This is a genomic window from Deltaproteobacteria bacterium (assembly GCA_016180855.1).
GTDB lineage: Bacteria > UBA10199 > UBA10199 > JACPAL01 > JACPAL01 > JACPAL01.
The window spans coordinates 47,739-59,571 of record JACPAL010000004.1 but is presented as its reverse complement, the minus strand read 5'-3'; the positions used below and the strand labels follow the sequence as shown (position 1 = coordinate 59,571).

General features: G+C 51.0%; 13 protein-coding genes and 1 tRNA gene. 11 read left to right on the top strand and 3 right to left on the bottom strand.

All coding sequences use genetic code 11. The annotated features are described in order from the left end of the window. The first annotated feature begins 36 nt into the window (after positions 1–36). The 10 genes from HYT77_02535 to HYT77_02490 all read left to right on the top strand — a co-directional run bounded on the left by HYT77_02535 (position 37) and on the right by HYT77_02490 (position 8,019). Positions 37–1,419, top strand: a complete 1,383-nt coding sequence (locus HYT77_02535; protein ID MBI2066873.1) for a TolC family protein — start codon at positions 37–39, stop codon at positions 1,417–1,419. Next, complete coding sequence (locus HYT77_02530) at positions 1,416–2,180, top strand: ABC transporter substrate-binding protein (GenBank protein MBI2066872.1); 765 nt, start codon at positions 1,416–1,418, stop codon at positions 2,178–2,180. The genes HYT77_02535 and HYT77_02530 overlap by 4 nt, the downstream gene beginning before the upstream one ends. Continuing rightward, on the top strand, positions 2,177–3,622 hold the full coding sequence (locus HYT77_02525) for an alkaline phosphatase family protein (protein MBI2066871.1): 1,446 nt from the start codon (positions 2,177–2,179) through the stop codon (positions 3,620–3,622). Before HYT77_02530 ends, HYT77_02525 begins: the two co-directional genes overlap by 4 nt. Further along, a complete protein-coding gene (locus tag HYT77_02520; GenBank protein ID MBI2066870.1) occupies positions 3,619–4,194 on the top strand; it encodes a TetR/AcrR family transcriptional regulator in 576 nt (191 codons plus the stop codon). The genes HYT77_02525 and HYT77_02520 overlap by 4 nt, the downstream gene beginning before the upstream one ends. After that, on the top strand, positions 4,191–4,967 hold the full coding sequence (locus HYT77_02515; GenBank protein MBI2066869.1) for an electron transfer flavoprotein subunit beta/FixA family protein: 777 nt from the start codon (positions 4,191–4,193) through the stop codon (positions 4,965–4,967). The genes HYT77_02520 and HYT77_02515 overlap by 4 nt, the downstream gene beginning before the upstream one ends. 73 nt (positions 4,968–5,040) lie before the next feature. Then, complete coding sequence (locus HYT77_02510) at positions 5,041–5,295, top strand: hypothetical protein (protein MBI2066868.1); 255 nt, start codon at positions 5,041–5,043, stop codon at positions 5,293–5,295. 33 nt (positions 5,296–5,328) lie between these two features. Continuing rightward, positions 5,329–5,727: an endonuclease domain-containing protein gene (locus HYT77_02505; GenBank protein ID MBI2066867.1), complete on the top strand. Its 399-nt coding sequence runs from the start codon at positions 5,329–5,331 to the stop codon at positions 5,725–5,727. 7 nt (positions 5,728–5,734) lie between these two features. Beyond that, positions 5,735–6,709 carry an electron transfer flavoprotein subunit alpha/FixB family protein gene (locus HYT77_02500; protein MBI2066866.1) on the top strand — a complete coding sequence of 325 codons (975 nt, stop codon included), beginning with the start codon at positions 5,735–5,737 and terminating at the stop codon, positions 6,707–6,709. 117 nt (positions 6,710–6,826) lie between these two features. Further along, positions 6,827–7,114 (top strand): hypothetical protein, encoded by a 288-nt coding sequence (locus tag HYT77_02495; GenBank protein MBI2066865.1) that lies wholly within the window; start codon positions 6,827–6,829, stop codon positions 7,112–7,114. Continuing rightward, positions 7,114–8,019 carry a DMT family transporter gene (locus tag HYT77_02490; protein MBI2066864.1) on the top strand — a complete coding sequence of 302 codons (906 nt, stop codon included), beginning with the start codon at positions 7,114–7,116 and terminating at the stop codon, positions 8,017–8,019. The genes HYT77_02495 and HYT77_02490 overlap by 1 nt, the downstream gene beginning before the upstream one ends. On the opposite strand, the gene HYT77_02485 is transcribed toward HYT77_02490, so the two are convergent. Together HYT77_02485 and HYT77_02480 are read right to left on the bottom strand one after the other, a co-directional pair. Next, positions 8,016–10,403, bottom strand: coding sequence for a sodium-translocating pyrophosphatase (locus HYT77_02485; GenBank protein MBI2066863.1), 2,388 nt, complete (start codon positions 10,401–10,403; stop codon positions 8,016–8,018). The genes HYT77_02490 and HYT77_02485 overlap by 4 nt on opposite strands. 107 nt (positions 10,404–10,510) lie before the next feature. Further along, positions 10,511–10,765, bottom strand: coding sequence for an SWIB/MDM2 domain-containing protein (locus HYT77_02480; GenBank protein ID MBI2066862.1), 255 nt, complete (start codon positions 10,763–10,765; stop codon positions 10,511–10,513). A gap of 69 nt (positions 10,766–10,834) precedes the next feature. Here HYT77_02480 and HYT77_02475 point away from each other — a divergent pair, with 69 nt between their 5' ends. Further along, a complete protein-coding gene (locus tag HYT77_02475) occupies positions 10,835–11,722 on the top strand; it encodes a DMT family transporter (protein MBI2066861.1) in 888 nt (295 codons plus the stop codon). Here the strand turns inward: HYT77_02475 and HYT77_02470 are convergent. Continuing rightward, a tRNA-Leu gene (locus HYT77_02470) sits at positions 11,723–11,802 on the bottom strand. Positions 11,803–11,833: the final 31 nt, after the last annotated feature.

The following is an 11,833-nucleotide window of genomic DNA, read 5'->3' as shown; positions in this document are numbered from 1 at the left end:
CTAAGGGACTCTCCCTAGTCTAGTTTCCACCCTCTCATGCATTCAACTTCACCAAGGATCGTTGCATTGCTTCTGATACTTTTCCTTGCCACGCCAGCATTCAGCAAGGAGGAGAGGAAAGAGACAGCCCGCGAGAAGGCGGAGAGGCTCTGGGGGAACGGCCATCACAAGACCGTCTCTTTAAGTCTCAAGGAGTGCCTTGGAAGGGCAACAACCCTGAACCGCCAACTGGAGGTTGCCGATTACGACATCAAGACCGCGGAGGAGAAGGAGAATGAGGTACGAAAGATCGGATTTCCTGTCCTGGAATACGAATACAACGTCGGGCCGGCCCCGAAGGATGTCTCCCACGCGATTGACAGCTTTTTTTCAGGTGATCTGACCGTCTTCAATAAATTAAAGGTGGGGCTTGGCATCCCGCTTCAAACCTTCGGCAAGGTGGGGACTGGAAAACAGTTGGCAGACCTGGGAATACGGGTGGAGAAGGAAAAAAAGGAGGCGAAGAAAAAAGAGATCGCCCTCCGCGTCCATGAGCTCTATAACGGAATCCTTCTAGCCCGTGAGATCCGGCGTCTCCTTGATACGGCCGCCAGGGAGTTGGGCAAAGAGATCGAGAAGCGGGAGGAGAAGGGAGGAGGAGACCCTTCCGCCCTGCTCAAACTAAAACTGTTCCATGCAGAACTGGAGCGACGGCTTGAGGAGGTGGACAAAAAGGAGATCATGGCGAAGGAGGCACTTCGAATCCTCGTCGATGTCGATCCAACCATCGGTTTCGACATCAGAAGCGACCGCCTTTATAGGACGGAGGCAACGCTCGCCTCTTTTGAAAAATATCAGGGGGAGGCGCTGGATCAACGCGATGACCTGCAACAACTGGATATCGCCTATCAGGCACGTGAAAAAAAACTGTTCCTCGAAAGAAGACTCACCACTCCCAACCTGGGTCTTGGTGCCTTTTTTGAGATGGGGAGGACTCCCAATGTCACCGGGATCACAACAACGGATGACTTCAGTGATCCCCTCAACTTCACCCGCGCCGGCGTCGGCCTCCGTCTCTCAGGACAGTTTGACTTTCACGGAACCGCCGCGAAAATCCGCCAGGCAAAGAGCGAACTGAAAAAAACAGAAATTCAAAGAGATCTGGCCCGAGATGGAATCGTTCTCGAACTGAAAGAGGCCTACCTGAATGTTCGGAACGCCTCGCAGGAGATCGAACGGACCGAGGAGGCGGGAAAGCTTTCACGTCAACTGCTCTTTCTGACCCAGAGCAACTATGACATCGGCCTCGCAGAACCAAAAGATTTTGTCGATGCGATCCAGTCTTTTCTGGAGACCCGGGGGAAGTATTTCGAGGCAGTTTTTAATTACAACGTCGCCGTAGCCCGTCTCTCTCAAAAAACCGGAAAGGATGCCTCATGAGGGAAAAATCAGTTTTTAGGCTCAGCTCTCTTCTCCTCTGGATCGGAGTTTTTGCCGCCCCGTTGGTTCATACGGCTGTTCCTCCTTCCCAACAGGCCCCGGAAGGAACCCCCACCCGTGCCATCCAGGAGCTGGACAACATGCTCGATGCCTACATCCTTCATCCAAAGGATGAAGAGGAGAAAAAGTTCAATGCTGAAATGAAGAAAAAAATCCTCCACGGAACCTTCGACATCGCCCATCTCTGTCAGCTCGCCTTAAGCCAGCACTGGGACGACTTAAATCGGAAGGAGAGGGATAAGTTTATCGATTTAATGACACGCCTCCTCGAGAAAAAAGCTATCTTTTCAAAGGAACATGCCAACGGCAAGGGCTCCTCCAAGGCCCCTTACAGCGTCTCTTACGAAGGAGAGTTATTTCTTAACGAACCAAAATCGATCGCCCGCGTTCGGACGGCTATCCAGATCCCCTCCGAACAGTTAACAATCACCGTTCATTATAAATTGACCCGCGCAGATTCTTCATGGCGAATTTTTGATGTCATCGTTGATGACGCCAGTCTGGTCGACAACTATCGGTATCAGTTCGATCGCATCATCAGTCAACACGGGTATGACGATCTTGTCCACCGCATGGAGTCCAAACTCAGGGAACTGGAGCAGAAGGAAGGGGGACCTCCAGGCCTGGTCACTGAAACCTCTCCTCCTCCCCCCAAACCGGCAAAGCCTGAGAAAAAGGGAGGATGCACTTTAGAAAAATGAGCTTCCGTCGTTGCCTCATGATCCTGGCGGATGGAGCGCGTGCTGACGTCTTTCAGGACCTCTTGAAAAAAGGCCGCCTTCCAAATATCGCGGAGCACCTCCCGCATTTTCGGACAGGGGTCTCCGCCTTTCCCTCCACGACCGGGCCGGCTTATATGCCGTATCTCACCGGCTGTTTCCCGGGAACCTGCAATGTTCCTGGCATCCGCTGGTTTGACAAAGAGGCCTATTCCCGCCGTCCGTTCGCCACTCACAAATTCCGGAGTTATGTGGGGGCCGAGACTTTTTTTATTCCGCGAGACATGTCACACGAGGTCGATACCCTGTTTGAATTAATCCCTCGTTCCTTTAATATTTTTAACTCCGTCTCACGGGGGGTCAAACGCCGGTTTAACCGAACCTGGTTCTCACGAATCTGGTACTGGTACTATGCCCATCTGACCGATCACTGGTCGCTCGTGGACCGGGTCGCCGCAAGAAAAATGGTCCATGAAATGGAGAAAAGTCCTGAATTCCTTTTCGTCGTTTTTCCCGGCATCGATGAACATTCACACCTTGCCAGCCCCTTTCATCCAGACGCCCTGAAATCGTACGAGCTGATTGATGAAGCGATCGGCACCCTCCATAAGAAACTCAAAAGCCTGAACCAGTGGGAAGAGGCGGCCATTTTTATTGTCAGCGATCATGGACTCTCGGAAACCAAGACCCATCTTGGCTTAAACCAGTTTCTCGAAGGATTGGGAATTTCGACCTTTTACTACCCAAAGGTGGTCTTCCGTTATCGGTTCAAGGCGGCCAGTATGGTCTCTGGCAACGGGATGTCCCATCTCTATCTTAAAGGAACTGACGGTTGGAAGGGGCGGATGCTGTGGGATGAAATCGAAAACAGAAAAGACCGCCTGCTCAATAAGCTTCTCGAAAGACCGGAGATTGATGTCATAGCGGGACAGGTGGCCGAGGGAGTAATCAGGGTCCGGAGTCGGAGAGGGGAGGCGATCGTTCATGTAGGGGCGCCGCTTGCTGCGCCCAAATCAGGGGCGCGCCAAGGGGCGCCCCTACAATATCAAATTGTTGGTACAGATCCATTTGGCTACCCTCCCCTTCCTGCCACAATGTCTGAGCGTGACTCTCTCCATCTCACGGCCAACACCGAGTACCCTGATGCCCTCATGCAACTGCTTCAGATCTTCCGCTCCCGACGAACCGGCGATTTGGTCCTGTCAGCAACCAGGGGATTCGATCTGCGAAAAAGACACGAGGTGCCGGAACATAAATCGACCCACGGATCGTTACATTGGGAACATATGAATATCCCGATCGTATCGAACATCCCGTTGACCGGCCCATCGGTCCGTTCGGTCGATCTTTTTCCGACAGTCCTTAAACTGTTGGGAAGGCCTTGCCCCTCGGGGCTCGATGGAATAGAGGTTCTGGCAGAATGAAAGAGAAATGGGTTCGCATTATTAGTGCCGCCACAGAGGTTTTCGCAGAGAAAGGCTTCTACAACGCCACGATTGCGGACATTGCCAAAAGGGCAAACGTCGCGGAAGGGACGATTTATCTCTACTTCAAAAACAAGGACGACCTCCTTATCTCCATCTTTGAGCATTCCATTGATCTCTTTACCAAAGCGGTGAATAAAGAGATTTTGGGCAATCTCTCCCCTGAAGAAAAACTGAAGCGATTTGTCTCCCTCCATCTCAAACTGGTTCAAGAGAATCCAAATCTTGCGCAAGTCCTTCAGATTGAGCTCCGACAATCCTCCAAATTTATGAAGGAATACCGCGGGGGAAAATTCGCAGAATATCTCCATTTGGTTGAGTCCATTATTCATGAGGGGCAGGAGAAGAATCGTTTCAGAAAAGATCTTGACGCCAGGGTTCTTCGGAGGGCACTCTTCGGAGCGGTTGACGAAATGGCGCTCGATTGGCTCTTGATGAAAGATAAAAAATATAGTTTGGAGATTTGTGCGGAGCAGTTATCCCTTATGTTTATTTACGGAATAACCCAATGAAAATAGGGGTCTTCATCAAACAGGTTCCGGACACCGAAACAAAAATCCGTGTCAAGCCGGATGGTTCGGGTATCGAAACGAATGGCATCAAACAGATCGTGAATCCGTATTGTGAATTCGCCGTCGAAGAGGCTCTCAAAACAAAGGAAAAAATAGGTTCGGGAGAGGTCGTTCTTGTGAGTCTCGGACCTTCACAGACCGTCGATGCGCTCCGCGCGGGACTCGCGATGGGCGCCGACCGGGCGATTCATATTGATGATGGAGGCCTCACACTCGATTCTTTCGCCACCGCCACGTTGCTCACACAGGTCGTTCAGAAGGAAGGATTTAACCTGGTATTCTGCGGAAAACAGGCGATTGATGATGACGCGGCACAAGTCCCCCAGATAGCCGCAGAAATTCTTAACTGGCCACACGTTATGGTGGTTGAAAAGTTTGAATTAACGGGAGACCGAAAAGGGGCCACCGTTCATCGCCGTGTCGGGGGTGGGTCAAAAGAGGTTTATGATGTCACCTTTCCCGCCGTTCTGGGGTGTGATAAGGGCCTGAATACCCCCCGTTATGCCTCGCTGCCGAACATCATGAAGGCAAAGACAAAACCGCTCCTTACGCTCAAGGCAACGGAATTGATGGGAGATGCCAAGCCAAGGACAATCAACACGAACTATCGGCTTCCACCGGAGCGACAGGCCGGCAAAATGCTTCAGGGAGAACCGGAGCAGGTGGTAAAGGAGTTGGTGAGGTTACTTCGGGAAGAGGCGAAGGTGATCTAGCCCTCACCCGCAAGAATCTTCGGGATGGCAAATCCCCTCTCCCGCTGGGGGAGAGGGCTGCAGATTTAACTCAATGAGTGATGTCTACAATGAAGCTCCCCACGGCAAGACCGCGGGGTTTCTTGGCGGAATCCCCGTAGCCACCGACCCTCCTCTGCCAATACTTCGGATCTCCGGACCATTCATCGCCGCAAGACGGCAGGGTTTTCTGGCGGAGGCGGATAAAACGTATCTGAAAATTGCCGAGGATCGCCAAAGAGGCCAGTCAGGAGGATTTAATCGCTTCAATTTTAATCATTGGATCAACTTTCGGGCCCTCTCCTTTTGACGTGAGAGGAAAATGACGACAGTTGAAATCTCTATGGATAAGGGAAAAAACACAACTGAAAAAGCGCGCCTACTAAGGCGTACCCAAACCCCTGCCGAATCTATTTTGTGGAGGGCGTTACGCTACCAAAAACTTGGTGTCAAATTCCGACGGCAAGAACCGATCGACCACTACATCGCTGATTTTTGTTGCGTTGAGAAACGATTGATTATTGAACTTGACGGTGGCATTCATAATGAAGCAGAGCAGATCGAATACGACCAGGATCGCGACACTTATTTACAAGGTCAAGGTTTTCAGGTGATCCGATTTAAAAATGCCGAGGTGGAAAATAATCTCGGAAGTGTCGTAGCAACAATTGCACTGGCAATCACGAGCCCTCTCCCCCCGGCGGGAGAGGGAAATGGCGATAGAGAGGTTAGAGGAGGGTGAGGGAAATATGGGCAACATCTTAGTCATCGGTGAACATCAAGAAGGCAAGGTCAGAAAAGTAACCGAGGAACTTGTCTCGAAAGCGGCGGAGATCGGCTCCCAACTCTCCGCTGAAGTTTTGGTTGCCTTTGTGGGAGCTACCCTCCCAGAGGCGCCAGACCTCGGAAGCTTTGGGGCCAAGAAGATTTATCTGGTCTCCTCACCAAAAATGACAAAGTACAGCCCTGACGGATTCGCAAAAGTACTCGAGGCGCTTATCAAAGAGGTTTCTCCCTCCATTGTGCTTGGTACGGCCGGCCCCTTTGGCAAGGACCTCTTCCCCCGACTTTCGGCCAAGGTCGGTGCCGGTCTGGCCACCGACTGCACAAACTTGAAGGTTCACGAGGGCAAGCTGGTCGCCACAAGGCCGATTTTTGCCGGGAAGGCATTGACCGATGTGCTCTTTCAGACGCCGATTCAGATGGCAACCACCCGGCCAAACTCTTTCATCCCCAAAGTGGTTTCCGTCGGCCAAAAGGCCGAGCTCCTCAAGAAAGAGATTGATCCCGGTGAGCTCAAGGCAGTCGTTAGGGAGATCCTTCAAGGTCAAGTTGGTAAAACCGATCTGACAGAGGCCTCCGTCATCGTCTCCGGGGGTCGTGCCATGAAGAGCGCTGAGAATTTCAAGCTTCTTCAAGGTCTAGCCGATTCCCTCGGAGCAACGGTCGGCGCCTCACGGGCGGCGGTCGACTCGGGTTATGCCTCGCACGATATGCAGGTCGGTCAAACGGGGAAGACCGTTAATCCTAATCTTTACATCGCCTGCGGCATTTCGGGCGCTATCCAACATCTGGCTGGCATGAGAACCTCCAAAGTGATTGTTGCAATCAACAAAGATCCAGAGGCCCCTATTTTCAAGAAGGCGGATTACGGAATTGTGGGCGATCTCTTCCAACTCATTCCGTTATTAACAACAGAGTTTAAGCGCATCCTTTCAGAGTAGTTTTATAGTATTTCAACTTTTTATTCGTACGGTAGTGCGGATAAAAAGTTAGAAATACTTGTGGTTGGTCATTTTAAATTGTACTAATTGAAAGTTAATAAACCATAAGAGACAAAATTGGGAACAGAAAACTGGATCCAAAACGTCGGCCTTGTCGCCTCGATCACCCTGCCCTTTTTCAACATTCCGCTAATGATCCGGATGGTGAAACGACGGTCATCCGAGGATTTGAGCCTTATCTGGGTCGTGGGAGTTTTTTCCTGTCTGCTGGCAATCCTGCCAACCGCCTGGCTTTCAACGGACTTCGTTTTCAAGGTTTTTTCCATCGTCAATGTACTTCTGTTCTCCGGCGTTGTTGTTCTGGCCCTCTTCTTCCGGTTTGCTCACAAAACAAAGAGGGACTGATGCTGTCTCTGCCCCTCCTCTTTCTCCTTCAAATAATCTGGACCAGTTCCTATGTCGCCATGAAGTTCAGTCTGGAATCGATGCCGGTCGGGACAGTCCTGATTTTTCGTTACGGCATCGCATCGCTCGTCTTTCTTCTCTTTGGTTATTTTCGAGGGGTCTCCCAATTTTCAAAGAGAGACTGGCTGCTCGTAATCGGGGTTGGCATTGCCAACTATACCTGTTCCCCCTTTTTCCAGCTCAAGGGCCTCGCATTGACCCAGGTGATGGATGTCTCGGTCATGATTGCCACAGAACCATTAATCACAGCCTTAATGGCCTCGCTGATCCTCCGGGAAAAGCTGACGCTGGACCTGCTGACCGTTTGCCTGATCTCCATTGTCGGAATTTTTATTATTTCAGATGTGAACGTCGCCCTCCTCACCTCTCCAATGACGGGTGGACGACTCCTGGGGAACCTTCTTTTCATCCTCGCACTCTGTTTTGAGGGGTTCAACACCATCGTTGGTCGAAGCCTGACACAACGTCACAAGCCGCTGACACTCGTCGCCTGGATGCATCTCTCCGGTTTCGTCACGAACCTCCTGTTCAACTTCCCGCTCCTTGGAGAGATCGCAGCAAAGCCACCACTCGTCAAAAGTTGGGTCGCCGTTGTTTATCTTGGAATCTTCTGCTCCGCGATCGGTTACGGTACCTGGTATATCCTGGTTCAAAAGGTACCGGTTATCCGACTGTCACTCTCCCTTTTCCTCCAGCCAGTAATCGGAATTTTCTTGGGCTGTCTGGTCATGGGCGAGGATCTCAACCAACGAATGCTGCTGGGAGCCGGATTGATTCTTGTGACGCTTTTTGTTTGGGTTCTAAAAGATAATCTAAAAAACAAAATCCCCCCAACCCTCGCCTAATTCTTTTCCGCCGGTATCCTCATCCCGTAGAATGATCGATAAACAAAGAAGAGCGCCACGGTAAACAAGACCGATCCGATAGCGGTCTTGAGTCCCTGCGAGGTCATTGTCACCGCAATCTCAACGGCGAGCAGCCCAAACAACGTTGTAAACTTTATGACGGGATTCAGGGCGACAGAGGAGGTGTCCTTGAACGGATCTCCGACCGTATCCCCAACAACCGTCGCCTCGTGAAGCGGTGTGTTCTTCTGCTTTAGATCGACCTCCACGACCTTCTTGGCATTATCCCAGGCACCACCGGCATTCGCCATAAAGACTGCCTGGAAGAGGCCAAAGAAGGCGATCGCCACGAGGTACCCGATGAAGGCATACGGATCAAAAAACGGGAGTGCCAAGGCAAGGCAGAAGATTACGATGAAAATATTCACCATTCCCTTCTGGGCATAGACGGTGCAAATTTCCACTACCTTCTTGCTGTCGGCAATCGAGGCCTTGTGAGATCCTTCGAGCTTGATATTCTCCTTGATGTAGACAACCGCCCGGTAGGCGCCGGTCACGACCGCCTGTGTGGAGGCACCCGTAAACCAGTAGACGACGGTACCACCCAGCAAAAGTCCGAAGATCACGTTCGCCTGAACCAGACTCAATTTTTCGACAACACCGCCAAAGAGGTGTTCCAGAAGAAGAATGATGCCAAACACCATTGTTGTGGCACCGACAACTGCCGTGCCGATCAAGACCGGCTTGGCGGTCGCTTTAAAGGTGTTCCCGGCCCCATCCGACTTTTCAAGGCAATGTTTAGCATTCTCAAAGTTCGGATCAAAACCGAACACCTTCTTGATCTCCTGCCGGACGTTGGCAATCTTCTCAATTAATGAGAGTTCGTAAACCGATTGGGCGTTGTCTGTCACAGGGCCAAAACTGTCGACCGCAATCGTCACGGGCCCCATCCCCAAAAAACCAAACGCAACGAGACCAAAGGCAAAGATCGGCGCTGCAAAGGGATAGCTGGCCGGCATCATTTGCACAACGGACGGATGCTGTGACATGAAGTAGGCGATCAACATCAAGACGAGAATCAGCAGCCCTTCCCAAAATGCTGAGAAGTTCCCCGCAACAAAACCCGAAAGCACATTCAAGGAGGCACCTCCCTGCCGGGAGGAATTCACCACCTCTTTCACATGAGCGGAATGGGTACTCGTAAAGATTTTTGTGAACTCTGGAATCAGTGCGCCGGCCGCCGTGCCACAACTGATAATCACTGCCAGAACCCACCAAAGCGCCCCATAATTGGGGAGAAGGAGATAACTGGCACCAAACGTCACCGCAATGGAAATGAGGGAGGTCATCCAGACCAGATGGGTCAGCGGTGCCTCCATGTTGAAATCATCACTGGAACCATACTTTGCCATGCTCAGACGATTGTTAAGAACATACGAGACAAGCGAGGTGACAATCATGAGGATCCTCATGACAAAGATCCAGATAATCAGCTCGCCACAAATCCCTGGCTTATCGGCAAGGGCCAAGGCGAGAAAGGCGATCAGGGCAACGCCCGTTACACCATAGGTCTCAAAACCGTCCGCCGTCGGACCGACACTATCCCCGGCATTATCCCCCGTACAATCGGCAATGACGCCCGGATTTTTAGGGTCATCTTCCGGAAGATGAAAAACGATCTTCATCAGATCAGAACCGATATCGGCAATCTTTGTAAAGATACCTCCGCAGATACGAAGGACACTCGCCCCGAGCGATTCACCGACTGCAAAGCCGATGAAGCAGGGACCGGCCAGATCTTTGGGAAGGAATGTCAGGATCCCGATCATGAAAAACAGCTCAACACTGACCAAAAGGAGACCAACACTCATACCGGACTTAAGCGGAATCGAGAGGACCGCCATCGGCCCCTGGTAGAGGGAGGCGAACGCCGTCCTGGAGTTGGCTACGGTGTTGATCCGTATCCCGAACCAGGCGACCCCGTAGGAGCCGGCAATACCCAAAATCGAGCAGAGAAGGATGATCACAACATTGTAAAAGGAGGCCTGCTGAAGACCGGCAAAGTAGTAGGTAATGCAAGCCGCAATAAGGACCCACAGACCCGCCAAGAATTTTCCTTGCTGAATCAGATAGGTCTTGCAGGTCTCCCAGATCGTCTGAGAGACCTCCGCCATCGCTGGATGAACCGGAAGTTGTTGGGTCCCCTTGAAGTGTTTGAGACCAAACAGGACCCCAACCAGACAGATCACTAATCCCGCATAGAGAAGATGAACCCCTGCAACGGAAAAACCGAAAATATTGAAAAACACATCTTTTAATTCGGGAAGTTTGATATCCGCCTCGCCCGCATAAAGAGCGGAAAGGGGTGCAAGGCAGAGAATCAGAACAACTCCAAATAAAGAGAAAGGTCGACGAGAATTCACAGGGCCTCCTTTTGAGTCAGGGGTTTTAACATCTCTATTCGAGTAACGCCGGGTGTTCAATCGAAAGACTATTTCAGATGGGAAGCAACAAGCTTCGTCATCTCAAACATATTGACCTGTTTCCGTCCGCCAAAAATTTTGATCAGCTTGGCGTCACCGTTGATCAATCGTCTGTTCTTCTTGTCCTGAAGGCTGTTCTTTTTAATGTAGGCCCAGAGCTTTTTCGTTACCTCGGTCCGGGGTAACGCCTTGGAACCGACAACTTCTGCGAGTGCCGCATCCGGTTGGAGCGGCTTCATGAAGGCTGAGTTTTTTGCTGGCATAATTTTCTCCTTTTTCGTTAGTTTAGGCCCCTGCTCCTATCGAGATTAACAGAAAAGGCAAGTAATTTTATGTTTCTCCTTCTGCTGTTCATCGTCCAAGGTTTCTGGGCCGCCTCACTGGGGGCGCGACAGATTGCCTTGGTCGACATGCCAATCGGACTGATCCTGATCCTCCGTTACGGCCTCTCGTCACTCATTTTGCTCCTGTTCGGCACTTTTAAGGGGGCTTCCCAATTTTCGCGAAGGGACTGGTTACTGATCCTTTTCATTGGAATTGGAAACTTTTCGCTCTCCCCCTATCTACAACTCAAAGGAATTGAACTGACCCAGACGATCGACCTCTCGATCCTGATCGCCACAGAACCATTCATCATAGCGCTCATGGCGACGATCAGTCTTAAAGAGAAACTGACCCGGGAGATGGTGGTTGTCTTTATTTTATCCGCCATCGGTGTCCTCATCCTGTCCGGATGGAACTGGGAAACCTTTTCGCTCCCGATGACCCATGAACGATTTCTTGGAAACATCCTTTTTCTACTGGCACTCCTCTTCGAATCGATCAACACGACGGCCAGCCGTTATCTCACACAAAGGCATGACCCGCTTAAACTCTTTGCATGGATTATGGGGATTGGAGCGATCACAAATCTGATCATTTATTATAAGACCGTTCTGGAGATTCCTCCCTTGCATTACCCTTTTATGGGGAGCTGGCTTTCAATCGGATTTTTAGTGTTAGGCCCGACTCTCATTTCTTACGGAATCTGGTTTTGGCTCACCAAGAGGATTGAGGCCTCACGGCTCGCACTTTCACTTTTTCTCCAACCTTTAATCGGAGTATTTTTGGGCTACTTTTTCCTCGATGAAAATGTCGACCATCAAACAATCATCGGTGCCAGCTTGATATTCATCACCCTTCTGACATGGGGGCTCAAAAAATTTTTGGGGGAAAAGTGATGCCGAGGGGGGGACTCGAACCCCCACGGTTACCCACTGGATTCTAAGTCCAGCGCGTCTGCCAATTCCGCCACCTCGGCCTAAAACAAAGGCCTCACTACTCCGATTTTT

Coding starts and splice junctions, on each gene's coding strand:
- HYT77_02535 (MBI2066873.1), top strand. CDS start 37: ATGCATTCAACTTCACCAAGGATCGTTGCATTGCTTCTGATACTTTTC.
- HYT77_02530 (MBI2066872.1), top strand. CDS start 1,416: ATGAGGGAAAAATCAGTTTTTAGGCTCAGCTCTCTTCTCCTCTGGATC.
- HYT77_02525 (MBI2066871.1), top strand. CDS start 2,177: ATGAGCTTCCGTCGTTGCCTCATGATCCTGGCGGATGGAGCGCGTGCT.
- HYT77_02520 (MBI2066870.1), top strand. CDS start 3,619: ATGAAAGAGAAATGGGTTCGCATTATTAGTGCCGCCACAGAGGTTTTC.
- HYT77_02515 (MBI2066869.1), top strand. CDS start 4,191: ATGAAAATAGGGGTCTTCATCAAACAGGTTCCGGACACCGAAACAAAA.
- HYT77_02510 (MBI2066868.1), top strand. CDS start 5,041: ATGAGTGATGTCTACAATGAAGCTCCCCACGGCAAGACCGCGGGGTTT.
- HYT77_02505 (MBI2066867.1), top strand. CDS start 5,329: ATGGATAAGGGAAAAAACACAACTGAAAAAGCGCGCCTACTAAGGCGT.
- HYT77_02500 (MBI2066866.1), top strand. CDS start 5,735: ATGGGCAACATCTTAGTCATCGGTGAACATCAAGAAGGCAAGGTCAGA.
- HYT77_02490 (MBI2066864.1), top strand. CDS start 7,114: ATGCTGTCTCTGCCCCTCCTCTTTCTCCTTCAAATAATCTGGACCAGT.
- HYT77_02480 (MBI2066862.1), bottom strand. CDS start 10,765: ATGCCAGCAAAAAACTCAGCCTTCATGAAGCCGCTCCAACCGGATGCG.
- HYT77_02475 (MBI2066861.1), top strand. CDS start 10,835: ATGTTTCTCCTTCTGCTGTTCATCGTCCAAGGTTTCTGGGCCGCCTCA.